The organism is Acinetobacter sp. FB, from assembly GCF_056033405.1.
Window position 1 is genome coordinate 2,896,543 of the sequence record NZ_CM148502.1, and the last position, 22,662, is coordinate 2,919,204.

Annotated in this window: 27 protein-coding genes; 14 read left to right on the forward strand and 13 right to left on the reverse strand. The window is 38.0% G+C overall.

Annotated features, from left to right (window positions below):
* Positions 1-24: 24 nt before the first annotated feature.
* Positions 25-510, forward strand: coding sequence for an rRNA maturation RNase YbeY (ybeY, locus tag AC0JIQ_RS13795; RefSeq protein ID WP_474201971.1), 486 nt, complete (start codon positions 25-27; stop codon positions 508-510).
* A gap of 11 nt (positions 511-521) precedes the next feature.
* Positions 522-821: an antibiotic biosynthesis monooxygenase family protein gene (locus tag AC0JIQ_RS13800; protein WP_474201972.1), complete on the forward strand. Its 300-nt coding sequence runs from the start codon at positions 522-524 to the stop codon at positions 819-821.
* Positions 822-891: 70 nt separating this feature from the next.
* Here the strand turns inward: AC0JIQ_RS13800 and AC0JIQ_RS13805 are convergent, their stop codons facing one another.
* Both AC0JIQ_RS13805 and AC0JIQ_RS13810 read right to left on the reverse strand, forming a co-directional pair.
* Entirely contained in the window at positions 892-3,048 is a 2,157-nt protein-coding gene (locus AC0JIQ_RS13805) for a TonB-dependent siderophore receptor (protein WP_474201973.1), read from the reverse strand.
* 266 nt (positions 3,049-3,314) lie between these two features.
* On the reverse strand, positions 3,315-4,202 hold the full coding sequence (locus AC0JIQ_RS13810; protein WP_474201974.1) for an energy transducer TonB: 888 nt from the start codon (positions 4,200-4,202) through the stop codon (positions 3,315-3,317).
* Between the two features lie 287 nt (positions 4,203-4,489).
* Here AC0JIQ_RS13810 and AC0JIQ_RS13815 point away from each other — a divergent pair, with 287 nt between their 5' ends.
* The 3 genes from AC0JIQ_RS13815 to AC0JIQ_RS13825 all read left to right on the forward strand — a co-directional run bounded on the left by AC0JIQ_RS13815 (position 4,490) and on the right by AC0JIQ_RS13825 (position 6,734).
* A complete protein-coding gene (locus AC0JIQ_RS13815; protein ID WP_004658922.1) occupies positions 4,490-5,170 on the forward strand; it encodes a hypothetical protein in 681 nt (226 codons plus the stop codon).
* Positions 5,171-5,365: 195 nt separating this feature from the next.
* The gene (locus tag AC0JIQ_RS13820; protein WP_005162415.1) at positions 5,366-6,070 is read left to right on the forward strand and encodes a DUF3108 domain-containing protein; all 705 of its coding nucleotides are present in this window, start codon (positions 5,366-5,368) and stop codon (positions 6,068-6,070) included.
* Between the two features lie 88 nt (positions 6,071-6,158).
* Positions 6,159-6,734 (forward strand): xanthine phosphoribosyltransferase, encoded by a 576-nt coding sequence (locus AC0JIQ_RS13825; protein WP_004658926.1) that lies wholly within the window; start codon positions 6,159-6,161, stop codon positions 6,732-6,734.
* 46 nt (positions 6,735-6,780) lie between these two features.
* Here the strand turns inward: AC0JIQ_RS13825 and AC0JIQ_RS13830 are convergent, their stop codons facing one another.
* A complete protein-coding gene (locus tag AC0JIQ_RS13830; RefSeq protein ID WP_474201975.1) occupies positions 6,781-7,605 on the reverse strand; it encodes a YwqG family protein in 825 nt (274 codons plus the stop codon).
* Positions 7,606-7,777: 172 nt separating this feature from the next.
* Here AC0JIQ_RS13830 and thyA point away from each other — a divergent pair, with 172 nt between their 5' ends.
* The 4 genes from thyA (at position 7,778) to msrA (ending at position 11,092) form a co-directional block, all read left to right on the forward strand.
* Positions 7,778-8,620, forward strand: a complete 843-nt coding sequence (gene thyA / locus AC0JIQ_RS13835) for a thymidylate synthase (protein ID WP_336938535.1) — start codon at positions 7,778-7,780, stop codon at positions 8,618-8,620.
* Positions 8,621-8,641: 21 nt separating this feature from the next.
* Positions 8,642-9,151, forward strand: coding sequence for a dihydrofolate reductase (locus AC0JIQ_RS13840; protein WP_050042181.1), 510 nt, complete (start codon positions 8,642-8,644; stop codon positions 9,149-9,151).
* Between the two features lie 20 nt (positions 9,152-9,171).
* On the forward strand, positions 9,172-10,227 hold the full coding sequence (locus AC0JIQ_RS13845) for an Lnb N-terminal periplasmic domain-containing protein (protein ID WP_474201976.1): 1,056 nt from the start codon (positions 9,172-9,174) through the stop codon (positions 10,225-10,227).
* 340 nt (positions 10,228-10,567) lie between these two features.
* Positions 10,568-11,092 (forward strand): peptide-methionine (S)-S-oxide reductase MsrA, encoded by a 525-nt coding sequence (gene msrA, locus AC0JIQ_RS13850; protein ID WP_046738247.1) that lies wholly within the window; start codon positions 10,568-10,570, stop codon positions 11,090-11,092.
* A gap of 47 nt (positions 11,093-11,139) precedes the next feature.
* Here the strand turns inward: msrA and AC0JIQ_RS13855 are convergent, their stop codons facing one another.
* The 5 genes from AC0JIQ_RS13855 to AC0JIQ_RS13875 all read right to left on the reverse strand — a co-directional run bounded on the left by AC0JIQ_RS13855 (position 11,140) and on the right by AC0JIQ_RS13875 (position 14,926).
* Positions 11,140-11,544, reverse strand: coding sequence for an ExbD/TolR family protein (locus AC0JIQ_RS13855; RefSeq protein ID WP_474201977.1), 405 nt, complete (start codon positions 11,542-11,544; stop codon positions 11,140-11,142).
* Between the two features lies 1 nt (position 11,545).
* Entirely contained in the window at positions 11,546-12,166 is a 621-nt protein-coding gene (locus AC0JIQ_RS13860; protein WP_287692885.1) for a MotA/TolQ/ExbB proton channel family protein, read from the reverse strand.
* Between the two features lie 44 nt (positions 12,167-12,210).
* Positions 12,211-13,032, reverse strand: coding sequence for an energy transducer TonB family protein (locus tag AC0JIQ_RS13865; RefSeq protein WP_474201978.1), 822 nt, complete (start codon positions 13,030-13,032; stop codon positions 12,211-12,213).
* Positions 13,033-13,277: 245 nt separating this feature from the next.
* Complete coding sequence (gene purU / locus AC0JIQ_RS13870) at positions 13,278-14,141, reverse strand: formyltetrahydrofolate deformylase (RefSeq protein WP_004658942.1); 864 nt, start codon at positions 14,139-14,141, stop codon at positions 13,278-13,280.
* A gap of 83 nt (positions 14,142-14,224) precedes the next feature.
* Positions 14,225-14,926: a TetR/AcrR family transcriptional regulator gene (locus AC0JIQ_RS13875; RefSeq protein WP_004658944.1), complete on the reverse strand. Its 702-nt coding sequence runs from the start codon at positions 14,924-14,926 to the stop codon at positions 14,225-14,227.
* 121 nt (positions 14,927-15,047) lie between these two features.
* Between AC0JIQ_RS13875 and AC0JIQ_RS13880 the strand changes: the two genes are divergently transcribed.
* The 4 genes from AC0JIQ_RS13880 to AC0JIQ_RS13895 all read left to right on the forward strand — a co-directional run bounded on the left by AC0JIQ_RS13880 (position 15,048) and on the right by AC0JIQ_RS13895 (position 19,012).
* Positions 15,048-16,502 carry a coniferyl aldehyde dehydrogenase gene (locus AC0JIQ_RS13880; protein ID WP_004658946.1) on the forward strand — a complete coding sequence of 485 codons (1,455 nt, stop codon included), beginning with the start codon at positions 15,048-15,050 and terminating at the stop codon, positions 16,500-16,502.
* Between the two features lie 168 nt (positions 16,503-16,670).
* On the forward strand, positions 16,671-16,907 hold the full coding sequence (gene rpmB / locus AC0JIQ_RS13885; RefSeq protein WP_004649871.1) for a 50S ribosomal protein L28: 237 nt from the start codon (positions 16,671-16,673) through the stop codon (positions 16,905-16,907).
* A gap of 12 nt (positions 16,908-16,919) precedes the next feature.
* Positions 16,920-17,075 carry a 50S ribosomal protein L33 gene (gene rpmG / locus AC0JIQ_RS13890; protein WP_003654787.1) on the forward strand — a complete coding sequence of 52 codons (156 nt, stop codon included), beginning with the start codon at positions 16,920-16,922 and terminating at the stop codon, positions 17,073-17,075.
* Between the two features lie 221 nt (positions 17,076-17,296).
* The gene (locus AC0JIQ_RS13895; protein WP_004658947.1) at positions 17,297-19,012 is read left to right on the forward strand and encodes a cation:proton antiporter; all 1,716 of its coding nucleotides are present in this window, start codon (positions 17,297-17,299) and stop codon (positions 19,010-19,012) included.
* A gap of 115 nt (positions 19,013-19,127) precedes the next feature.
* Here the strand turns inward: AC0JIQ_RS13895 and AC0JIQ_RS13900 are convergent, their stop codons facing one another.
* The 5 genes from AC0JIQ_RS13900 to AC0JIQ_RS13920 all read right to left on the reverse strand — a co-directional run bounded on the left by AC0JIQ_RS13900 (position 19,128) and on the right by AC0JIQ_RS13920 (position 21,864).
* Positions 19,128-19,307 (reverse strand): zf-HC2 domain-containing protein, encoded by a 180-nt coding sequence (locus tag AC0JIQ_RS13900; protein WP_474201979.1) that lies wholly within the window; start codon positions 19,305-19,307, stop codon positions 19,128-19,130.
* On the reverse strand, positions 19,301-19,921 hold the full coding sequence (locus tag AC0JIQ_RS13905) for an RNA polymerase factor sigma-70 (protein WP_046738504.1): 621 nt from the start codon (positions 19,919-19,921) through the stop codon (positions 19,301-19,303). The genes AC0JIQ_RS13900 and AC0JIQ_RS13905 overlap by 7 nt, the downstream gene beginning before the upstream one ends.
* Positions 19,908-20,675, reverse strand: coding sequence for an HvfC family RiPP maturation protein (locus AC0JIQ_RS13910; protein ID WP_474201980.1), 768 nt, complete (start codon positions 20,673-20,675; stop codon positions 19,908-19,910). Before AC0JIQ_RS13910 ends, AC0JIQ_RS13905 begins: the two co-directional genes overlap by 14 nt.
* Positions 20,626-21,489 carry an HvfB family MNIO-type RiPP peptide maturase gene (locus AC0JIQ_RS13915; RefSeq protein ID WP_474201981.1) on the reverse strand — a complete coding sequence of 288 codons (864 nt, stop codon included), beginning with the start codon at positions 21,487-21,489 and terminating at the stop codon, positions 20,626-20,628. Before AC0JIQ_RS13915 ends, AC0JIQ_RS13910 begins: the two co-directional genes overlap by 50 nt.
* Positions 21,490-21,555: 66 nt before the next feature.
* Entirely contained in the window at positions 21,556-21,864 is a 309-nt protein-coding gene (locus tag AC0JIQ_RS13920; protein WP_474201982.1) for an HvfA family oxazolone/thioamide-modified RiPP metallophore, read from the reverse strand.
* A gap of 160 nt (positions 21,865-22,024) precedes the next feature.
* Here AC0JIQ_RS13920 and AC0JIQ_RS13925 point away from each other — a divergent pair, with 160 nt between their 5' ends.
* Positions 22,025-22,636, forward strand: coding sequence for an HvfX family Cu-binding RiPP maturation protein (locus tag AC0JIQ_RS13925; protein ID WP_050041730.1), 612 nt, complete (start codon positions 22,025-22,027; stop codon positions 22,634-22,636).
* Positions 22,637-22,662: the final 26 nt, after the last annotated feature.

Below are 22,662 nucleotides of genomic sequence, written 5' to 3' on the forward strand. Positions count from 1 at the left end.
GGGGGACGATTTTAAGGATCTATTTTGAAAATCAATTTAAGTCTTCAACAAGACTTTCAAGCAAATGAATTACCACTAAAACGTGGTCAAATTAAAAAGCAGATTGAAACCACACTCCGTCATGTCGGTTTCGACGTAGATTGCGAAATCGGAATTGCCTGCGTTGACCTCGCAGAAAGCCATGAGCTGAATCTGCAATATCGTGAAAAAGACAAACCGACCAATGTATTGTCTTTTCCAAGCGATATTCCTGAAGAAATGCTCAACGTATTGGATGCTGAACCTTTAGGTGACTTGGTGATTTGTATCCCTGTGGTTTTACAAGAAGCCTCTGAACAGCAAAAAACACCTATTGATCATTTCACCCATTTACTGGTTCATGGCATTTTACATTTACTGGGCTACGATCATGAAACCAGTGAAGCTGAAGCAGAAGAAATGGAAGCTTTAGAAATTGAGATTCTAAAAAAACTAGGGATTGCCAATCCTTATCAAGCCGATGAAAGCTAATTTAAAACACTATGTATATCGTTATTTTTAAAGCCACGATCAAACAACTTGATGCAACTTACTCTGAAATGGCACAAAAGCTGAGAAATAAAGCCTTGAGTCAATTTAACTGTGTCAAATTTGAAGCGTGTAGTGAAAATGGTTTTGAAATTGCGTTGTCTTACTGGCATAGCCTTGAAGATATCAAGCAGTGGCAACGCGATGCAGAACATTTAGTTGCTCAGCGTTTGGGTAAAGAAAAATGGTATCAGAATTTTACTGTGGAAATCTGCACAGTTGAACGTGCTTATTCAAATCAAAATAGCTTGTGAATAGATGTAAACTTATCCACATCTTCAACAAAAAAACGGCTGAATTCAGCCGTTTTTTTAATTCTTATTTTTAAAATTGATAACGTAAGGTTAATGTTGCGTTACGTGGTGCGCCTTGAGTAATTTGGCCATAAGCAGGGAATACGCCATAATAATCCTTATCAAATAGATTATTAATATTTAATTGTGCTGAAAAATCTTGGTTAATTTTATATTTAGCCATTAAATTAACCAAAGCATAGGCACCTTGTTCAATACGAGGATCTGCACCAACTGGTGCATTTGAAGCAACAATATAAGTCTTGCTTTGCCAATTAATCCCTCCTCCAATACTTAAAGCATCCCATTGCCCCGGAAGCTGATAAGTTGTGTATGTTTGAATGAGCTTGCGCGGCAATTGCGTATTGATATCCGCTCCGTTTTCTTCTGTTGCTTTATATTGACTATATCCAGCAGTAATATTCCAATTCGGTGTAAGTCGACCACTCAACTCAAGTTCAAAACCTTTACTTTTTGCCCCCTCAGCAGCTCGATAATATGTTTCTAAAGTTCCATTTGGTCGAGTGATTTGGCCGACTGCTTGAGCAAGATGATCTTGTTGAATATTGAAAAGAGCTAAAGAGCCACTCAAACGATCATCAAACCATGATGATTTCAATCCAATTTCGGTGCTCTTACCCTCAATTGGCTTAAGATAGTTATTGTTAATATCTTTTTCATCCTGGGGCTGAAAAATACTGGTATAGCTTACATAAGCTGAATAATTGGGATGAATGTCATACACCAATCCTGCATAAGGAATAAATTCATGTTCATATTTAATCTTAGGAGCCTTTGAACCTAAATCTTTTTCATAATCAGTCACCCGACCACCAACAATTAACTTCAGTGGATCGAGTAGAGAAAGCTGTGTAGCTGCAAAAATTGCATTTTGTTTAACTTGATAACTTTCTGAAGGTGCCCATGCACTCCATATAGGTTCTGGCAGCGCAGTATTCCAATCATAAATGCTTTCAGGAGTTTGCGTTGTACCAGATCGTCCTAAGGCTTCGAAGTCTTGATTTGAATATTGATATCCTGCGACAACTTTATGATTTCGTCCAAACAGATCAAACTTCCCATCTAATTGTAAGGTCGCATTATCTTGATCAACATTCACTTTATAGGAACCTGCAAAGCCAGATAAACCTAAGCCTGTTGTTTTATCGGGGTTCCCAGAAACATAAAATAGTTTTGAATCCGCTTCTCTTTTGCCATGTGCATAGGAAAATTTAACATTCCAGTCTTGGTTAATTTTTTGCGTTAAATCAGCAAACCAATTGGTATATTTAACATTCCAGCGAGTCCAGTCTTGGGTTGTTGTCGTACCTTTAGCTAGATTTGTGCGCGTACCATCGCTGAAGAATACTGGTAAGCCACCCCACATCGGTCCACGAGGGTCATCTTCTTGATAACTCACACCTGCTGACAACAATGTCGAATCTGTTAAATCCGCCTCACCTGTAAGCATTAAGGTTAAACGCTCTTTACTCAATAAGTCAGTAAAACTATCTCCTTGCTCATATTGCGCTATTGCACGTCCACGCAATGAACCTGATTCATTTAAACTATTCGCGACATCCCCCATCACACGATGATTGTTCCAACTGCCTCCACTGACCTCAATATTGGCCGTAGGTACATCACTTGTTGCACGCTTGCGTACCATATTGATTGCAGCAGAAGGATTTCCTGTTCCAGTGGTTAAACCTGTTGCACCACGTACAATATCAATATGATCATAAATTGCCGTACTTGCAAAAATTTCACCTGATGACCACGGCAAAGTATAGGAGGTCGGAATCCCATCAATTATATAATTATCAACAACAAAGCCTCTTGAATATAATCCACCACGATTTGTCTCATAGCGATTTACAGACAACCCCGTTACATTTTCAGCAACCTCAACCAATGTGGTCAAACCTTGATCTTGTATACGTTGTTGTGTAACAACTGAAATGGCCTGAGGAATCTCTTTTAATTTAAGATCTAAAGGTAAAGCCGTAGATGTCGTTTCGCTTGTATAAGCATCCTTAGACTTTCCACTTTCAGCTTTTATGCTAATGGTAGGTAACTGAGTGGTTTGACTGGTTGACTCAGCGTATGCAAATGATGGCAGTAATACCGACATAGCGAACATAAGTGGATGTGTTTTAAATATTTTCGAGCTGACAGATAGGTACATGGAGAGATTGTCCTTGATCATACGGAACATTTGGAAATACGCACCTCATTCCCCCGAAAAGCAATAAACAAGGATGCACACATTTCCAAAAATAAAGATATTGCAAATGATAATTGTTTTTATTATCAATTCAAGTTTTAACAATTAAACTCAATTGTTTGTTTTTTATTTAATAATTTAAATTATTTATTTTTTAAAAAATTAACACATTGATTTTTATAATTTTTATTTAATTTATAAAATACGATAAAAAGAAGTACACTTTTTTAATGTACTTCAAATTCCGCATCGACAGGATCAAAGCGCCATGTTCGAATAATTCGTAATTCAGAAATGTCCTTTTTCATATTATTATCAAAGGGTCCAAAAGGTGCTCCGCGGCGCACCGAAGCTTTTGCTGCTTCATCTAAAATAGGATGTCCAGAACTTTCTATAAGACGAATTGCACGAATCCCACCTTCAGCATTCAAAATGACCATTAAACGCACTTCACCCGATAAATGTTGTTGTTTCGCTTCATCTGGATAATAACGATTACCGTATAGTTCAACTTTTTGACGAAATTTATCAAGATAAGCTGCTGATGCATCTTGTTTTGCCTGAATCCCATCTACTGTTTTAATACGTTGTTTACGACTAAAATTTTGCTGACGTTGTAAATATTGTGCTTCCAAACTCGCAACCATCGCGGCTTTGGCTTGAAATTGACTCTGTAACTCATCTAAGGTTTTTTTACGTTCAGTTTGCTCTGCTTGCTTCTGCCAGCTTAAAACCGTCATGAGCACTTTTTCTTCAAATTTTAATTCTCGTTTTTGCTGGACTTTCTCTAAACTTTCGAGCTCTGACTCCCCTGTTGTCGCATCTGCTTCCATCGAAGCTGGCATATCACTCGACATACGATGTGCTTCACGAAAGTCACCTGAACCTTTTTGATCAGCTTGCGCCAAGAAGTCGGCATCTTTGACTTTTTCTTGACTTGTACGAACCGTAACTGCGATTTCTTTGGTTGATGTATCTGTAGGTGATGGCATTGCGAACTGAATTGCAAGCACAGCACCATGTAGAAGCATCGCTAACGCAACTGCCCCGATAAAAATTGGATCTTGCCACCAGTAAGGGGACAGTACTGAACGAAAATTTCTTTTATTCCACATGGCATTCAAGCGACAAAATATGTCTCATCCCCAACAGCAATCACCGTATAAAACCAAACTAATATTCAAAATATTAAAAAAATGTGATCCACTTATAGTCACAGTGTTTCCGTACCATCATTTTATGAAAATGTAGCAATTAATTTTGCTACACTGCAAGTCAGAAATTTATTTTTATTTTTTAGCTAATACAAAGATCGTGGTATTGCAGTCAGATTTGTTGATGATTGAGTTCGGTTAGAAACATCAAAAAATCTATAATCAATTCACTTTCTGGAACAACTTTTATGCAAACGCTAATTTCATCCGTTGTTAAACGTCTACGTAAAGTTTACCAAAAAGCAGAAGAATTCATTGAAGAAGAAAGAGAATTTGCACTTTCACAGGTATTTGTGAATGCGACAATGGAGCGTTATGTCACAGAAAAAGTTGGAATTATTCAAGATCTACACGCTGATCTATATGATGGATGGCTACGTTTATATTCCACGATTGATGTTAAAGGGCTACATACCACCTTATCCGTTGATTTAAAACTTATTCAAATGGAAATGAATAAAGATGTTCAACTGATGGTGTTCGAACAAATTAGTAATACACAAGTGATTGAAGCATCATTTAAGAATATTTTCCAAAAATGGGGATTTTATATTGCGATTTGGTATTACCAAAAATTTCGTGATGAAGATCCTCTAGGAAAAATCTTGGAGCATTTTGAAGTTGTTTCAGTCAAAGATGAATTGCTTTATTTAGATTTAAATCGCTGGTTTAAAAAGAAACCGAGTATTATTGAAACGCTGAGCAAAGTTCATGTAAACCGCGCCAGAGTCCGTCCAGCCGAACTGATTGTTTGGGGGAACGTCAATTTGGCTGCCATTTTGTATCCGCCAAATGAAGATGACTTTGATGAAGAAGGATTAGATGACACAGAAGTCACGCCAATTCAGCAAAAAGACACTAGAAAATAATCGTATTGAATAGGGTGGTATGAATTTCAGATTTATGCCACTTACTCAAATACCATCATGATTTATACGAAAAATTAACAAGCATTGAGTAAAAAACCTGATTTTTTCTTCATAATCTACAGGCATAATAATCATAAATCTTAATGATAAATGAATGATTACTTATTGATGATCATTCAAAGGATATATAGCGTGATGACAAAGAAATTATTGAAAGTAGTGAGTATTACGTCGGCTGCCCTGTTCAGTGTCAGCATGTCTAGTCATGCTCTAGCAATGGCACCTTTCCAAGCAAGCTATCAATTTAGCTACAACAACAAAAACCTCGGTTCAGCGACACGTACACTTTCGCAACAAGGAAATAATTGGACCTATCAGTTTAGCGCAAAAGCAGGCGGAATTGCCTCAGCCTCGGAAACGAGTCAATTTAGCTTTGTGGATAATAAAATTACTTCACAAAAGTTTAGCCGCAGCAGCAAAATCTTAATTCACAGTAATACGATGAGTATTAACTTTAATCCAAACACTAAAGTTGTGAATACGAAAAAAGATGACACCGCCCGCTCATTCCCATGGCAAGCAGGTGCGTTAGATGAACTGAATGCTGAATTGCAAATCCGTGAGGATTTAAAAAGTAATTCCCTTAGAACCAAATATTTAATTGCTGATGCAAAAGCCTTAGATGAACGCCGTTTTGTTAAGCAAGGCACGGAAACCATCAAAACCAATTATGGGACATTCAGCACCATTAAAGTCGTTATGCAACACGATAAACCAGAACGTAATACGGTATTTTGGTTAGCACCAAAACTTGATTATCTACCTGTCAAAATGGCACATAATGATGGTAAATCTTCTTATGGCTTATTATTAACAGGCTATTCAGGCAAAACCAACTAACCATCTGGTCAATTTTAGCTTGCAATTTTTTAGATGCTTTTTAAAATATGCCTTTGCTTGAAAAAGCATCCGTTTAGAGGATTCTCCCGTGTACGCTTTAGAACAGAAAATCTTAAATGAAGGTATCGTTCTATCTGATCAGGTTTTGAAAGTTGATGCTTTCTTAAATCATCAAATTGACCCCGTGTTAATGCAACAGATTGGTAAAGAGTTTGCTGCTCGTTTTAAAGATGCTGGCATTACTAAAATTATTACGATCGAAGCTTCTGGAATTGCACCTGCAATCATGACTGGCTTGGAGCTTGGTGTTCCAGTAATTTTCGCGCGTAAATACCAATCTTTAACACTCAAAGATGATCTTTACCGTTCTAAAGTGTTCTCTTTCACCAAACAAACTGAAAGCACTATCGCGATCTCTAACAAGCATCTTAACGCAACAGATAAGGCGCTTGTGATTGACGACTTCTTGGCAAATGGTCAAGCGGCATTAGGTTTAATCGATTTGATTCACCAAGCAAATGCTGAGGTTGTTGGTGTGGGTATCGTGATTGAAAAGTCATTCCAACCAGGTCGTGATGTGTTACTTGAAAAAGGCTATCGTGTTGAATCTTTAGCGCGTGTTGAGTCTTTGACTGATGGCAAAGTTACCTTCATCAGTGAATAAGTTTTTAAAATAAAAAAGCGGATGAGTGATCATCCGCTTTTTTTATTTAGTAACAATCCCAGTTATACAATACTTTAGAAAAATCTCGCTTCTTTAAGTCTTCAGGGTGAATAAAGAAATTCCCAACACCTGAATCTCCCCACATAATCTCATTCTCTGCATCTTCGCTATCCAACTGAAATAGTAGAATATAATCCTGAATATTTGCATTATATTGACGTGGATCAGTTTGGGTAAAAAATGGATAACCGCCTAAACGGTGCCCACTTACAGATAAAAGTTCATGATAAGGTTCAATGAAATCATTTTCAAAATCACCACCCTCAAATTGATCTTCAAAACCATAAAGGTCTTCAGTCCCTAAGATTTTCGGCGCAAAAGCGAAATCACCCAAACTGATTGGTTGCGTAGTTAAGGTAAATTCAATCGAGTATTGTCCAATAAAAGGTAAATAATCCTCTTCACCCAACTCAAAATCAGAAAAGTCCTGTTTTAATTGTGATGCATCCTCAATCACTTGATCAAAGTACAAAACCCTAAAACCAGATTGCTGCTGTTGGTCGTCGAAATTCATCCCGTACAAATCATTTGCAGCAATATAGAACTGCAAAATCCCCTTGTCTGGAAAATTAGGTAAACTTGGAATTTCCGCAAAATTAAATTGGGCCAATAAAGCAAGAGGATTGCCATTAGAATCTAAAGGATAAGCAGTATCTAAAGGTAGGTACGGTTCTCCCCCAATCTTACTTTGCCATACAGTCAAGGCATCGTTTGAACTGAGCTGTAAAGTTACTGTTGGCAAAATAGTAGCTGAAATTTTTTCTAAGAATGGCTGCAAACTGTTCGGCAAACTTTCTACTTTAAAATTCATTGTACTCATTATCCATGTCGTTATTTATAGAATCTAATATAAAACAATCAGCTATATTGGAATAGAGCATAAGGATTAAACTGCGACAATCAATGTCGCCAAAATTGAAAAGATATTTATCACATAAATTCTGATAAAATCAGCGCGATTAAAAGCAAAGATAGGCGTGAAGATGCAAACATACCTGAACCTCTTACAACATATCCTCGACAATGGCGGCGATAAAGGCGATCGTACAGGTACGGGTACACGTTCAGTATTTGGTCATCAAATGCGTTTTGATCTTTCTAAAGGTTTTCCACTATTAACGACCAAGAAAGTACACTTTCGCTCTATCGTGATTGAACTACTATGGTTTCTGAAAGGTGATACCAACGTTCAGTATCTCAAAGATAATAAAGTCAGCATTTGGGATGAATGGGCAACCGCGGAACAAACTGCACGTTTTGGTCGCCCTGAGGGTGAACTTGGTCCTGTTTATGGGCATCAATGGCGTAACTTTGGCGCAACTCAAAATGAAGATGGTAGCTATCAGCAAAATGGTTTTGATCAGATTCAATGGCTTGTGAATGAAATTAAAACTAATCCCAATTCACGTCGTTTGATCGTCTCGGGTTGGAACCCAAATGAAGCTGCTAAAGTTGCTTTACCACCTTGCCATACCCTGTTTCAGTTTTTCGTACAAGATAACAAACTATCATGCCAGTTGTATCAACGGAGCGCAGATGTTTTTCTAGGCGTGCCATTTAATATTGCCAGTTACGCCCTACTTACACATATGATTGCTCAAGTTTGCGGCTTAGGTGTAGGAGACTTTGTTTGGACAGGTGGTGATACTCATTTATACGCCAATCACTTTGAGCAAGCACAATTGCAGCTTACACGTGAGCCTCTACCCTTATGTCAATTAAAACTCAATCCCGAAATTACTGATATTTTTGACTTTAAATTTGAGGATATCCAAATTATTGGCTATGAGTCACACCCTGCTATTAAAGCACCCGTCGCAGTTTAAATCGATCAGAGAGAATATAAAATGGCATGGCAAGGTATTGAAGTTGTCCACGTAGTCGCAATGGATAAAAACAACTGTATTGGCAAGGGCAATGCTTTACCGTGGCATATCTCAGCTGATCTCAAACACTTTAAAGCGATTACCCAAGGCGGTGTTGTACTGATGGGGCGTAAAACTTTGGAGTCTATGGGGCGTGCTCTTCCCAATCGAGTGAATTGGGTCATCACGCGTGATTTAGAATGGCAATTTGAGGGTGTTAAGGTTGCTCATAGCATTGAAGATGCTTTAACTCATGCACTTACAGACGTACAACACTCTGAAAAAGCATCTTTATTTATTATTGGAGGTGGAGAGATTTTTACCCAGACCCTCGCAATTGCTGATCGTCTTGAATTAACCCATGTTGATCTAGATGTACAAGGTGATGCACATTACCCAAAAATCTCTGAGGATTTTCGCAAAGTAAACTCAGAACAACACATTGATGAAAAATCAAATATTGCTTTCGAGTTTGCGACCTACAAAAAATAAAAAATGGATCGCGCGTCATCATGCATAATATCGGATCACGTGAGTTTTTACTGGCACTAGGCATTGGACTATTACACAGTTTTTTTGCCTTATTTGTGATCCTTTCAAGTATCTGGTTATGTCTGGCATTCTGGATTCAACATCCTTTTGGAACAATCTTCAGCCGAATGATTATCATTCTTTGGGCACTGTTTGCACTTAGCCTACTTGGTGTTTATGTCAGTGGACATATTTTTAGTCGCCGCACTGATATTTTAATTTACTGTGTTGCCTTCGCCTGTTCATTGGTCTGGTATTTTTCATTGGAGGCTCGCCAAGATCGTGACTGGAACCCTGAAGTCGCTGAGCAGCTTACTTACCAAAAGCAAGGCAATCTAGTACAGCTGCATAATGTGCGTAATTTTAATTGGCATAAAGACGGCACTTATGACATTCGCTGGGAAAATCGTACAATTGACCTAGATAAAATTACAGGCGTCAATGTCATCACATCCTACTGGATGGGACCTCAAATCGCGCATACGTTAGTGAGTTTCGATTTCTCAGATCAAAAACCTTTGGTTTTTTCTATCGAGATTCGCAAAGAAAAAGGAGAAGAATTTTCCGCGATTGGTGGCTTTTTCCGTAAATATGAACTCAGTTTAGTGGCTTCTGATGAAAAAGATCTGATTTATACGCGAAGTAATATTCGTCATGAACAAGTTTATTTATTTCCAATAAGAATGCCTCAGACCGAACGTAAAGCGTTATTTATCGAATATCTACATAAAGCAGATGAATTACGTGCTGAAGCAAAATGGTACAACACGCTTACAAGTAACTGTACAACGCTCGTTTTTGACATGATCCAAGCGATCAACCCACAAACTTTACCTAAAGATTATCGTTTACTGGCTTCAGGCTATTTACCCAATTATCTTTTTGATCTACAAGCACTCAATCAAAATTATAGTATGAAAGAATGGTATCAATTGGCATGGATTAATACACGTGCTGAAAAATATGAACAACAACCAGATCAATCCAGTGAATATTTTTCGGAAATCATTCGACATGGATTACCAAAAGCAAATTAGTCCATTTCGCTTTTTTAACAAAACAATACTCAATCTCCTTCTATAGTCCATCTTGATTGATTTAAATCAATCAAGATGTATGCATTCACGTGATGATCACGAATCCACAATAGCACTCGTAAATTATTGCAAGATCGTGGGTAGAAATGCGACATCATGAATACATAGGAAAAATATGCTAAGGCTTAGGTGAATTTTTATGAAATTTATAAGGGGTACTGAATCAGTTATTTGATTTTGTGACATAAAAATCTAAATCTCTGATTGATGATGGGCTTTTACTTTTCAGTGACTTCGTATACTTTATTAGTATTCTTAGAATTAAAAATTGGGAAAATTTATGCAACAAGCATTATTCGGTGGAGGTTGCTTTTGGTGTGTAGAAGCTGTTTTTCTACAACTAAAAGGCGTCGAAAAAGTTGTGAGTGGTTATGCGGGAGGTATTGTTCACAATCCAAGTTATGATCAAGTTTGCCAAGGTAATACTCAACATGCAGAAGTTGTGTTGATTGACTTTGATGAACAGCAAATCAATTATACTCAACTCCTAAATGTTTTCTTTACCACCCACGATCCAACTACCTTAAACCGTCAAGGTAATGATATTGGCACCCAATACCGTTCTGTTGTCTATTATTTTAATGATGAACAAAAGCAGCAAGCGGAGAAAATTATTCAAGATTTAGAAAATGATGGTCTCAATATCGTAACTGAACTTAGTCCAGCACCAACATTTTACCCTGCTGAAGAATACCATCAAAATTTTTATGCCCGTAATCCATCACAAGGTTACTGCAATTTTAGCATTCCCCCAAAACTGTCAAAATTACGTTCAAAATATCTCGAACTACTCAAAACAGAGTAAGCATAAAAAAAGCAACTCACTGAGTTGCTTTTTTTATGAAACAAATTTTAGTTTTCACTCACAAATGCAATATCACTTAGCCCTGCTTCACTCGCCCGTGACATGACTTGCGCTACTGTATCGTATTTTGATTCTTTATCAGCACGTAACTGTACTGTCGGTTTTGTTTCTGCTTTTGCTGCTTCTTGGAAACGTGTCTGTAACTCATTCAAACTAATAATTTGAGCATCCCATGCCACTTCACCTTTTTCATTAATACTGATGGTGATTGCTTTTGGTGGAGGATCTACAATTTCAGCGGTTGTTTTTGGTAAAGCTAATGGAATTGATGGGTTAGCAACCGTTGCTGTGACTAAAAAGATAATCATCAATACCAACATAATGTCGATCAGAGGAATGAGATTCATCTCATTCATGCCACTGTCGTGGTCTTCACCCAATTGAAAGCCCATCTTAAGCTTGACCTCCAACTAAACTTTGTTGAGTCGCTTTAGTTTCTGTCTTTGCAGATGTTTCTTGCTGCAACATCGTATCGATTAACAAGCTATGTGCTTGATCTTGTAAATCATGTGCTAAACCACGATTGAAACGTACACAAATGTTGTAAGCTAATACCGCAGGAATCGCCACAGATAAACCCAAGCCAGTCATGATCAATGCTTCACCAACAGGAGTTGCAACTTGAGCTAAACCCGCCTGACCGCTCGTACCTACAGCGACAAGTGCATGGAAAATACCCCAAACTGTACCAAATAAACCCACAAATGGCGCAAGCGAAGCAATTGTTCCAAGAACAGATACACCTTTTTCTGCTTGAGATTTTTCAGCCGAGATTTGACGAAGTAAAGCTTGCTCAGCAACCGCTTTGCGTTGTTCAAAGGTCAAAGGTTGTAACTTAGATTTAAGCTTAGCCAAAGCTTGAACAAGTTGACTGTAAGCCTGTTGTTTTAATTGGCGTGTTCCTAATAGACGTAGAATAAAGATCGTCCACGTTGCAATCGACATTGCTAAAAGGATGAAATACAGGGTTTTACTCACTGCATCTGCATGTTGCCAATAAACTGAAAAGTTCATATAAGAACTCCTACATAATAATAAAATTTAATCTGCGAATGCATTTATCTTTTAACAACACTAGCGTCAAATGGCTGTCGTATCACAAAAGGTGTCGTAATACCATTTGGTTTATATGACTTAAACCTAGCACCATAGGTTTGCTTAACGACGTAAGCATCAAATTTCTCATTACCAGTTGATTTAATAACCTTAACATCAGTTATCGCTCCAGTCCCATCAGATGTTATTTCAAGTTCTATAACTTTCAATCCATCCTCAGGTTTAAAATAATAAGCAATCTTTTCTTCTGAAATTCTTGGTTGTCTACTCCAAGAAACCTCTCCAACACTTACTTTTTTAGGCTTATTACGATTTTCTTGCTCACGTGCTTGCTGCTCTCTTAAAGCCTGTTCTCGGGCTTGTTGCTCTCTTAAAGCCTGTTCTCGAGCCTGTTGTTCTTTCAATGCTTGTTCGCGCTGTAGCTGCTCAAGCCTTTGCTTTTCTAAATCTTGCTGTTTTTTAAGCTTCTCTTGAGTATCATCTTGTTGAATTGCTTTCGGCTCAATTTTCTGTACTTTTTGAGAAATAACTTTTGGTTTCTCTACAGGAATCGGCTCTATTTTCTTTTCTATAGGTTTGGGTTCAACCTTAGGCTTAATTGGCTCTATTTTTGCTGGCGGAGGAGGCGGTGGTGGCTCATCCTCTTTAAGAGTAACAAACTTAACCTTTAGTGGCTTTTTCTCAATTGATTTTAGCTCAATTGGCTTCATCTGGCTAACTGCCCACAGAACTCCTGCATGTCCAATCACAACCGCAACAAGTGCAGTGATGATCTTCTTTTTCATCGAGTGTGGCATATTCAATATCGCAGGAGATTGACTCATAAGAATCTAAGTACCTAATAGATGATGAAATCTTTACAAAATGAAAAACGATTTCAGTCATCGGATAGAACAATTAAAGTGGCGTAATAATAAATGAGAAGTGTTTTCATTTGCAACTATTTTTTTGTGAACATCTTTTAATTGATTGATCAATTTATATTTATTGATATAAAATGTTATAACATATCATTATTGACATAAAAAAAGCATGCTTTTAAGCATGCTTTTTTAAAATTCTATTTGATTTAGAAAACAACCGTTTTATTACCATCTACAATAATACGATCTTCTAAATGCCATTTTACAGCGCGAGCCAATACATTACGCTCAACGTCTTCACCTAACTCACGTAATTGCTCTACATTGTAATCGTGGCTAACACGTTCAACATCTTGTTCAATAATTGGACCTTGATCAAGATCAGCAGTCACGTAATGTGCTGTTGCACCAATCAACTTCACCCCTTTCTCATAAGCTTGCTTATAAGGATTTGCACCTACGAAAGCAGGTAAGAATGAATGATGAATATTGATAATCTTCATTTCCCACTTGGCAACAAAGTCTTCACTCAAAATCTGCATATAACGCGCCAAGATCAATAGATCATTGCCCTGCATCATTTCATCAATTTGAGCATAAGCTTCTACTTTATTGTCTTTATTGACTGGTACGACATGGAATGGAATACCAAAATTTTCAACCGATTCACGCAAATCTGGATGGTTTGAGATGACTTGGGTAATTTCACATGGCAATGAGCCACGTGCATGACGCCATAATAATTCCAATAAAGCATGGTCCACTTTAGAAACCAGAATACCCACTTTCTTTAATTCACCCACAAAAGTGAGTTTCCACTGCATTTCATAACGTTCAGCAACGTTGGCAGCAAAGGTTTGCATCAATGCTTCTTTGCGAGAATGCAAATGATCAAGTTCAAACTCAACACGCATGAAATAACGTCCGCCTTGAGCTTCTGTAGCATACTGATCAAGTGCGGTAATATTTGCTCCCTGATGATACAAAAAGCTCGATACGGCTTGCACGATTCCCGGCTTGTCTTCGCAAGTAATCAATAATCGTGCAGTGTGGGCGGTCGTCGTGTTCATGTGGTTAATATCACTTATTGGAATCAAAATTAAAAATCAGGCCGAGCATTCTAGCTCTTTTTTGCCTATGACTAAATACCTACTTATTCATCATCATCATTTTTAAGATTAGATAAGCTAGCAAATAAGTCCGATGGCCCCAAAGATTTCAATAATTGTTCATAAGTTTGACGACTTTCGCCCATTAAATAAGGACCTTCCAAAAATACCATTTGTCGTAAAGCTTGCCATACCCATTTTTCTTCTAAACGATTGTTATCACTAATATGACCCGACATGTACAGGAAATTAGTCCAGTTGGTCAGCACAATCCACAAGTTGATAATCAAAGCTTCAATTTCTGAATCAGTCATTTTCATCAAACCCGCATCCACAAAGGCACGATAAATTTTTTGCCCTTGCTGCATCACCTGCCCCGCAAAACGAGGATAGATTTTTCTGAAGTCTTCATTATTTTCAACAAGATGATAGACGTCACGGTGAATAAAGCGATAAGCCCACAACTGATTACTCAAAACTTGGAAATAACTAATTTTATCATTGGCATTTAAAGGTCGATCCGTTGGCAAGGCCAACATCTCCAAGGTTTCAGCCTGATATTGCTGTGCTAATTCTTTAATAATTTCCTGTTTATTACGGAAGTGATAGTACAGATTGCCTGGGCTAATTCCGAGTTCAGCAGCAATATGATTGGTTGTGACCGAACGTTCTCCACGCTCATTAAACAACTGCAAACTGATTTGCAGAATTCGATCTTTTGTTTTATTCGGTTTAGCGTGCGACATTGAGTTTAACCATCTATAACATTATCAATAGGTTATAAAACAAACCTATAAAGCGACTTGACACTTTAGAGTATTTACTCTAAAAATTAAAAAATAATAAGCTTTCTTTTGGTCCACTCCTATGAACAGTCAAACAAAAACAACCGCTATGACACCTCATGTTGATGTGAAACGGCTACATGATTTGCTTGAACAGCAAAAAGCAGCTTACCAACGCCATCCTGTGCCAAGCGCCAAAGAACGTATTGAACGCTTAGCTCGACTTAAAAATATCTTGGTAAAATATCAAGATCAATTTGCTAACGCAATTAGTCAAGATTATGGCAATCGTGCCATTATGGAAACCAAAATTGGCGAAGTTCTAACATGTTTAGAACATATCAAATACTATAGCAAGAACTTAACAGAGTGGATGAAACCCTCTAAGCGCCATATCAGCATGTTACACCAACCTGCAAAAGGCTGGGTACAATATCAACCATTAGGTGTGATTGGTATTATTGCACCATGGAACTATCCATTATTACTTTCAGTTGGCCCATTGATCTGCGCAATCGCTGCAGGCAACCATGCCATGATCAAAATTTCGAGCGCATCATCACATTTTGGGATGGTATTAGAAAATGCACTTGCGGAAGTATTTCCTCAGGAACTTGTGAGTGTTATCAATGGTGGTGGCGCGATTTCAGATGCCTTTAGTCATTTAGCATTTGATAAATTAATTTTCACAGGTTCAACGTCTGTCGGCAAAACCGTGATGGCAGCAGCATCACAGAACTTAGTGCCTGTGATTTTAGAGCTAGGTGGAAAATCGCCCGCTCTTGTACATTCGGCAATGAATATTCGTGATGTGGCACAACGTATTGCAGTAGGTAAACTTTGGAATGCAGGTCAAACTTGCGTTGCACCTGATTACATGTTCCTACCTAAAGGCAAAACGGCAGAATTCACCAAGCACTATAATGACTTTGTGAATACGATGTATCCAACGCTACGTGACAATAAAGATTACACCTCAATTGTGAATGACAAACAATACAATCGTCTTCAAGGTTATTTAGAAGATGCACGTGATCAAGGTGCGACGATCGTCGAGTTAAACAGCAAGAAAGAATCTTTAACTGAAGTTCGTAAAATTGCACCAACGTTACTCACAGGTGTAACCACAGAAATGGAAATCATGAAGAATGAGATCTTTGGTCCAATTCTTCCTATTCTAGAATATGAACATATTGAAGATGCGCTTCAATTTATCAATAGTCGACCACGCCCACTCGCATTCTACTATTTTGATATTGATATGGCTCGTGCTGATTATGTTGCAGGACGTACCCATTCTGGGCATTTTGGTATTAACCAAACCCTCACCCATGTAGCGCAAGATGATCTACCATTTGGTGGTATAGGTGCATCAGGTATGGGCAAATATCATGGTAAAGAAGGTTTCTTCAGCTTCTCTCACGAACGCTCAATGATGTCTAACCCTGTTAGCCCTAAACTTTATAGTTTAAAATTCATCTTGCCGCCGTACAACAAACCAACGCATAAACTGCTTTTGAAAACACTATTCCGTTAAGCTGATCAAGGCATGATCTATCACACTAGATCATGCCCTGTTTTTACCAAATTCGCTTGTCTTTTAATCGTATTTTTGGTATAAAACGCCCCTTGAATGATTTCATCCGTTTACTTGAATGGCTAGTTGCACGAAACGGTGCTATATAAACTAGCAATGGAGTTCACCATGTCTAAGGTTTGCCAAGTTACCGGCAAGCGTCCTATCGTTGGTAACAACGTATCGCACGCAAACAACAAAACCAAACGCCGGTTCGAGCCGAACCTGCACCACCACCGTTTTTGGTTAGAAAGCGAAAAGCGTTTTGTACGTCTTCGTTTAACCACTAAAGGTATGCGTATTATTGATAAATTGGGTATTGAGAAAGTTGTTGCTGATCTCCGTGCTCAAGGTCAAAAGATCTAAGGAGTCTGAACAATGCGTGATAAAATCCGCCTCGTTTCTACAGCTGGTACAGGTTATTTCTATACCACTACTAAGAACAAACGTACTATGCCGGAAAAAATGGAAATCAAAAAATTTGATCCAAAAATCCGTCAACACGTAATCTTCAAAGAAGCTAAAATTAAATAATTTTAGTTTTCTTAAAAAAACGACTTCAATTGAAGTCGTTTTTTTTGCATAAAAAATGTTTGGCTAAAATAAAATGAATTACTATTTCATAATTTTTTTTGATAAATAAAAAAATTGTCATCAACAAATCCGATTTTACTTGTTACAATTTATTCGCTGTTTTCTTGGCATGTTTTATGCTGAATTATTTGTACCTTAACCGCAATGATTAAGGAGTTTCAATGCCTCATGATGTTGATTTAATTATATTACTTGCCGTCGGTTTCGGTATAGCACTTATTTTTGGCTATATTGCCGCACGTTTACGTCTACCACCATTAATTGGTTATTTGGTAGCAGGTATTATTATAAGCCCTAACACCCCAGGTATCGTGGCAGATATACATCTCGCCAATCAACTTGCCGAACTCGGGGTAATGTTCTTAATGTTTGGCGTAGGGATGCATTTTTCCCTCAATGATTTATTACTCGTTCGTCGTATCGCCCTACCCGGTGCGATTTTACAAATCGCTGTGGCAACACTCTTAGGTGTCGCTGTATCTATGTTTTGGGGCTGGAGTTTTGGTTCTGCGCTGATTTTTGGTTTAAGTTTATCGTGTGCAAGTACCGTAGTATTACTCAAAGCACTGAGTGATCGTGGTTTACTCGACTCTGTAAATGGCAAAATTGCAGTAGGTTGGCTTTTGGTTGAAGATCTTGTTATGGTCTTGGTCTTGGTCTTATTACCTGCAACAGCTGTTCTACTTGGTGGACACCCATTAGCTGGAACGGATACCTCTCAAAATATTTGGATCACCATCGGCCTAACATTACTCAAAGTAACGGGTTTTATCGCTTTCATGCTGATTATTGGGAAGCGATTAATCCCAAAAATTATGCAATTAGTTGCTCGTTTAGGTTCTCGTGAATTATTTACACTTACCGTCGTTGCTGCTGCTGTTTCGATTGCTTATGGTTCTTATGCAATCTTTGGTGTCTCAATGGCATTAGGTGCTTTCTTTGCGGGGATGGTCGTAAAAGAGTCCGATTTCAGCCATAGAGCAGAAGAAGAGACGCTTTCATTGCGTGAAATATTTGCGATCTTATTTTTTGTTTCAGTGGGAATGTTATTCGATCCAAAAATCTTGATTGAACAACCTTTACATATTTTAGCTGTCGTTGCCATTATCATGATTGGTAAGACTTTAGCAGCGATGGCTTTAGTTTTATTCTTCCGCTACCCAATTAATACAGCTCTCACTGTAGGTGCTAGTTTGGCACAAATTGGTGAGTTTTCATTCATTTTAGCAACATTAGGCTTGTCACTTGGTCTACTCACCCCAGATGCACAAAACTTGATTCTTGCTGGTGCGTTATTTTCAATAACTTTAAATTCATTTGTATTTTCAGCGATTGAACCCGCTCAACGCTGGATACGAGAACGCTCACATTTAGCTCGCTTGTTAGAACGCAGTGGCGACCCGCTTGCCATGCTTCCAGATGAAGTTGATCAAGCTTATTTACGCGATCAGGTGGTGATCATTGGCTATGGTGGTGTAGGACGCCGCATTAGTGAAAACCTGATGCAACAGAATATCAAGGTCGTGATTGCTGAAGAAAATCGTGAGATTGTTGAAAAACTGCGCGCGCAAGGAATGGCTGCTGTAAGCGGTGAAGCAACTGAACCTTATGTACTCATACAAGCCCATATTCAACATGCTCGCTTATTGGTAATCTCACCAATGGATATTTTAGACATTCATCGTATTGTCGACATTGCGCAGCAACTCAACCCCCAAATTCAGGTTTTAATTTGTGCTGAAAGTAAGGAAGAGGCTGCTGTTATTCGCGATGAAAATATTGGTGAAGTTTTCTATGCGAAAGAAGAAATGGCGAAGAATATGAGCCATCATATCTTGAACCAAATTGAGCTTGCTCATCAAAGTACGTTACATTAACAATCTATTTTCAAATTAAAGCATCTAATACCAATTATTCAGATAGTTGGTATTTTTTTATCTTTTAAATATCAGTCTTATGATTTAAAGCTAAAATCCACATACTTAATAACATTTAACCCTCGTATTTGCAAAATGCTTTTGAAAGCTGACGAAGTGTTTTGATTTGTTTTCCATAACGGCGACAAGAACGACAAGCAAATAAATGTAATTGTAGATTGCTCTGCTCTATAAACTGAAGTGGTCTATCCTGTTTCTCGGAAATTAATTGTGTTGCTTGTCGGCAAGTTAGCATGAGCAATCCTCCTTAAGTAACCATTTATTTTCTAGACATTCACGCAATCTAGTTCGGCTTCTATACATCAAGACATTAAAATTTGAGACAGTAATCTCTAACCTTTCACAAATTTCATCAGAACTGAGTTCAATTACTTCTCGTAACATAAACACCTGCGCATATTTAGCAGGCAAATGATTCAAACAAGCATCAAAAACAATCCAAAAATCTTGCTGTTCCATCATTTCTTCAGGGCTTTGCCACGCTTTAGGCGCTTGATATTTATGCCAGTGACCCGAGGCATCAAATAATTCGTCGATACTCAACTCATTATCTTGTTCATCAAATAATTCAGTCATAGTCACTAATCGAGACTTTTGTCGGATCAGATCAATGATCTTATTTTTTAAAATCGCAAAAACCCACGTTTTAAACGCCGCTCTTCCTGAAAAAGAGCCTAGATGCTGCAAAGCACTCACTAACGCTTCTTGAACCACATCTTCAGCTTGCTGAAATGAGGACAGTTGTAAAACAGTAAACTTCAGCATCTGTTGTCTTAAATCCATTAGAAATTCAGGATTTTCAAGCTGATGCAATATTTCTTGATTATTATTCAATTCAGCCCCAAACATGATCACTTCCATTACTGTTCTGAGGCTGATTTAACAAGCCTAGATTCGTGAGTGTTGCTGCCAACTGATTCAATTGTATTGTAATCTCTTGCTCAGAAAAAGTTGGTGCAATTAATTTAATTAAGTCATGAAGCTCAAGCTCTGTGTATATCCCTAGGTTCATTTGCTCAATCAACATCGCAAATAAGGAGGACAATCTTTCCAAGCGAACCTTATCCTGATGGTCTCGCCAAACCATAATTGCGCTTGGCATTACTTCAATATCTGCCAGCATTGTATCAACAGTCCAATCATAAACAGGATATTGATAGACCAAGACCCACACTTTGTGTGTGAGTTGCCAACTTGTCTTTTCAACAATGTTAATGTCTTCAATTTCAAGCGTATCTAAATACAACTCCAACCACTCAAACTGCAATAACTCTTCTAGCCAAGGATATTGGCTTAAAACTGGATGTCGGTTTTCAGTCAAATAATCTCTAAATTGCAACGAAATATCATTATAGAAAGGTGACTGACATTTAGCTTTTTGAAAAAATTCTTCCAATAAAAGCTGCCATTGATCCACAGGTAGAATAGAACGAGCTATGGGATAAACCAAATTTATAAATGAACACATATTGTTGAACAATAAATCTCGATAAATCTGCATTCGCTCAAGATCACATATTTTAATCTGTTCAGCACTTGGTTCACGAATCCAATTACAGAATTGCTGCTGAGTGGTTTGGAAAGTGCTTTCTTTGAGCACCATAACCGTTCTCCTGTTGCTGCATCGTTTTGATTATTGTCAATTCTTGCTGTAATTGTTGCCATGATGGAATATTAAAATCTCTTTCCAACAAGGTTGGTTTAACGCCACAATGTTGATAACTTAATTGCAATAGCTGCCATACAGGATCGCAAATTTCGGCACCATGCGTATCAATCAATAAGTTTTCATTCATTTTTTCATGCCCAGCAATATGCATATAACGTATGTGTTCTTTAGGCATCGCTTGGATAAAGCCACGTGCATCACTGCCATGATTGATACTATTCACATAGACATTATTAACATCAAGTAATAATTCGCAGTCCGCTTGCTCAAGTACTTCACAAACAAACTCAGCCTCACTCATTTCTGCATTTGGCATTAAATAGGTAGATACATTTTCAATAACGAGGCGCTGACCTAAAATGTCTTGAACACGTAAGATACGCTCAGCGACATATTTGACCGCAGCTTCAGTCATCGGTATCGGTAATAGATCATATAAATACCCCCCATCAGAGGTATAACTGAGATGCTCAGAATAGATGGAAACTTGATACTGCTTTAAAAAAGCTTTGATCTGTTGAATAAATTCAATATTTAAAGGATGAGGTCCCCCAATAGAAAGGGACAGACCATGACACACCAAAGGTGATTTTTCAGTACATTGGGCCAATAACTTGGCGTGTCGTCCACCAAAACCCATCCAATTTTCTGGTGCAATTTCAATAAAGTCTGGATGTGATTCCGCATTCAAAAACGTATCAATAAAATCACGCCTTAGGCCTAAACCAACACCATTCAATGCAGTCATGCTGTTTTCCTTTTTGAACTGATACCGACAATTTGAAATGTATCGGTATCATTCGGCTGATCTAAACTATTTAGCACCACACTTGCCATCTGCAACTTTTTTATCTGCACCACATTTTGCATCAGCAGTTTTCTTAGTTGCCCCACACTTCCCTTCTGCTGATTTTTTATTTGCCCCACATTTTGCATCAGCAGACTTTTGTTGTTGTTTTGCCTTATTTGCACCACATTTGGCTTCGCCACATTTCCCATCAGCAGCTTTCGATGCATGAGACTCAGTTGTAGTCGTAGTTGGTGCAGCAGATACGTGAGTGATGCCTACAGCTGATAAAGCCAATAATGCAGCGACTGATGTAATTGAGTTTAATTTATTCATTTTTGTATTCCTTGTAAGGTAATTGCTCGGTTTGTACGGAGGTACATTAGGTTAGACGGAGTAAAAGACGATTTATTACAGATCAAATGAAAAAAATATGTAAGAAGTTCCATATTCATTCGACTAATAACTATTCAATAGCACTCAATGTGAAATTCCCATGAAAAACTTTATTTATTCTTTAACACAACAGTATCAAAAAATTTCTCACTGTATAAAACATTTCGATGGAATTGCTGCGCTAGCACTCAGATTATATTTAGTCCCCATTTTTTGGATGGCAGGAAGCAATAAACTCATGCATTTCCAAGACACGATTGAATGGTTTGGTAATCCTGATTGGGGGCTCGGTCTACCATTCCCTACATTGATGGCAGCTCTAGCAACCTCAACAGAATTGGCTGGTGCAGTATTGTTAGGATTAGGTTTATTCACTCGCTTTATCAGTATTCCACTCATCATCACAATGTTGGTAGCAATTGTAACAGTCCACTTACCGAATGGTTGGCAAGCCATTGCCGATCCAAATGCACCATTTGCAAACGCTCAAGTTCTGGCCTCCGCTGAGAAGTTAGAAAAAGCCCATGAGATTTTACAAAACTATGGTAACTATGACTGGCTCACTGCCAGCGGATCATTTGTCATTTTAAATAATGGTGTTGAATTCGCAGTGACCTATTTAGTGATGTTACTCGCTTTAATCTTTATCGGTGGTGGACGTTATATCAGTTTAGATTTCTGGATGAAATATCATTTAACCAAACGCTTATAAGCCCTATGAAAGGCTTAGAATATTCA